This window comes from Fibrobacter sp. (assembly GCA_012523595.1).
In the GTDB taxonomy this organism is placed as follows: Bacteria; Fibrobacterota; Chitinivibrionia; order Chitinivibrionales; family Chitinispirillaceae; genus JAAYIG01.
The window spans coordinates 1-2,781 of record JAAYIG010000051.1; the positions used below are offsets into that span (position 1 = coordinate 1).

2 protein-coding genes are annotated in these 2,781 nt (G+C 46.8%); one reads left to right on the forward strand and one right to left on the reverse strand.

Going from position 1 to position 2,781, the window contains the following annotated elements:
* Nucleotides 1–974 precede the first annotated feature (974 nt).
* Nucleotides 975–1,991, forward strand: coding sequence for an anthranilate phosphoribosyltransferase (gene trpD / locus GX089_02905; GenBank protein NLP01418.1), 1,017 nt, complete (start codon nt 975–977; stop codon nt 1,989–1,991).
* Between the two features lie 137 nt (nt 1,992–2,128).
* Here the strand turns inward: trpD and GX089_02910 are convergent, their stop codons facing one another.
* Entirely contained in the window at nt 2,129–2,665 is a 537-nt protein-coding gene (locus GX089_02910) for a 3'-5' exonuclease (protein NLP01419.1), read from the reverse strand.
* Nucleotides 2,666–2,781: the final 116 nt, after the last annotated feature.

Below are 2,781 nucleotides of genomic sequence, written 5' to 3' on the forward strand. Positions count from 1 at the left end.
GATATATCCGGTTAACAATAAAATACGGAAACAGGTTCAGTAATGTTCGGTTTACCTAAACCAGGGCACCGATGTCTGTTCTTCAAATCGGGGTCGGCATCGGAATCGGAATCGAATGCTTTTCATTCTTTTCTCGGAAGAATGTACGCCGGTGCAGGGCGGGAAAATGTGTGTTTACTGGCAGGAAACAATATTCCTGGGTTGTTGTTTCACCTCAGAGGTAAAATAGTGAATTTAGCTGTTAAAATGTGGCCTGAATAAGTTATAAATTCACCCCGGAGGTGAAATAAGAACATTACAGCCCTCTCATCAGCCCCCCCTCAGTTTCCTGATATATCCGGTTAACAATAAAATACGGAAACAGTTCAGTAATGTCCGGTTACCTAAACCAGGGCACCGATGCCTGTTCTTAAAATCGGTATCGGTATCGGAATCGGAATCGAATACTTTTCATTCTTTTCTCGGAAGAATAAGCCAGAGTTGAAAGCTACATGTGGATTGGATGCGTACCCTTGTATTGTCGTGATGTCGTACTGTCGTCCCCTCGAAACTATCCCGCGTGTGATCGTTCTGTCGTACACTCCTATTTCTTAATAAGGTAATAAGGTTATGGTCATTAGTTTTTCTGCTTGCTACTAAGGTTTTAAGATAGATACTAAGGTCGTTTGAGATAAAGTTTCGTTTCAAAGGTTTGTACAAATACTAAGGGTCGTCGCCTTTTCCTTTGTGTTTTTTCAGACTTCTCATCGCAGACTCGCCGAAATGACAAACGAGACAATCCCCCTTCCCCTTTCTTTTCCTACCCCCATACCCTCCTATTGTCGTAATGTCGAGATGTCAGAATGTCGTGTGGTAGTGTGGTCGCAATGTCGTACTCTCCCACAACGTCCATAACTATTTTTACTACTAAACATAAACTCCCGGTATCTTATCCACCGGAAAACCAAAGGAAAAATCTCAGGGAAGCGGGAATTATGGTTATTCAGGAAGCAATTAAAACAGTTGTAGCCGGAAACAGTCTCTCCAGAGAGCAGGCGGTCGAAGTTTTTTCTGAAATAATGAGCGGAAATGCCACCGACTCCCAGATCGCGGCATTTATCGTTGCACTGCGGATGAAAGGAGAGACTCCGGATGAGATCACGGGAGCTGCCACTGTGATGCGTCTTAAAGCCACAAGTATCATACCCGATAACAGAGAATTCCTTATCGATACCTGCGGTACAGGCGGTGACAGTTCCAACACATTCAATATCTCTACCGCCGCGGCACTGGTTTCCGCGGGCGCCGGGGCAAGAGTCGCAAAACACGGCAATCGCTCGGTGTCAAGCAGATGCGGGTCAGCCGATGTGCTCGAGGCGCTGGGGGTAAATATCTCTATCCCTCCGGAAATGATGAAAGAGTGTCTCGATAAAACCGGGATCTGTTTCCTTTTCGCCCCGGCTCTTCACAAGGCGATGAAATACGCCATAGCCCCGCGTAAAGAGGTAGGGATCAGGACTATATTCAACGTGCTTGGTCCATTGACAAATCCCTCTGAGGCTCCCTGTCAGCTTATGGGGGTCTTCTCTCCTGTCCTGACTGAAACCATGGCTGAGGTGCTGAAAAACATGGGATCAAAGAGGGGGTTTGTGGTACACGGGATGGATTCTCTCGATGAGATCTCGATATCGGCTGACACAAGGATCTCTGAGCTTGACAACGGCACCATAAGAAGCTACTTCATAAAACCCGAGGATTTTCAGATCAAAAGAAGTGCTCTGGGGGATATTACCGGAGGAGATCCTCAGAGAAACGCCGAGATGATAAGAGCAGTCCTCTCAGGAGAAAAAGGGCCGCCCAGGGATATTGTTCTTCTGAACGCCGCCTTTGCGATCGCTGCATCCGGGCTGGCGCATTCACCTCATGAGGGTTTCGTGCTCGCGGAAGAGTCGATCGATTCTGGAGCAGCGAAGGATAAGCTGGATACACTGGTGGAATTTACAAACCAGTAAAATATACTCCGTATTGCCATTCCGTCAGGCGGCCCTGGGTGAAAAATCTCTGTCAGGCTGGACTAAAAGAGAAATCCGGTTCGTATCCGGGTTCTTCTTTCCACCCCTCACTCCTCTTTCATAAATCCTGACCCTATTCAGATAAAAGCTTCCAGCGGTACGGTATTATCCCTTATCCTTAAAACAATTTCAGCACAAGCGATGGCATCGGAGAATGCCTGATGATGATCCAGTTGGATATTCAAATGTCTGCACACATCGGGCAATTTGGTAGGATAGATATTCCATCGATGTCTTGCAAGGTTGACAGTACAAAGAAATCTGGTTTTCGGTACTGGTATACCGGCATTGGCACAGCAGGTATGCAGTACCGACCTGTCAAAAGAGGCGTTGTGGGCAGCGATAAAATCTACCCCTGTGATCAGCTTTTCTATCTCCGGCCAGACAGTAGAAAACTCAGGCTGACTTTTCACATCCTCCCAGGTAATCCCGTGCAGGTATGAAAACGCAAAGTTTTTTCGAGGGGGGCGTATCAAAGATGAAAACTTGCCTGCAAGCACACCGTTTTCATAGCGGACCGCGGCAACCGCACAGGCGCTGTCACGATAGTAATCTGCAGTTTCGAAATCGATTGCGGTAAAAGTGCTGAACCTGATAAATGGATGTCCGGGCATGGGATTAAATTAACATGGGAGAGAGGGGGTGTCAAGGTGGAAGGATGTTGCTGCAAAGGGAACCATCTTACCTTTAGAAAATATGGAGTAGCTAACGGTAATACCATATTAATTCA

Coding starts and splice junctions, on each gene's coding strand:
- trpD (NLP01418.1), top strand. CDS start 975: ATGGTTATTCAGGAAGCAATTAAAACAGTTGTAGCCGGAAACAGTCTC.
- GX089_02910 (NLP01419.1), bottom strand. CDS start 2,665: ATGCCCGGACATCCATTTATCAGGTTCAGCACTTTTACCGCAATCGAT.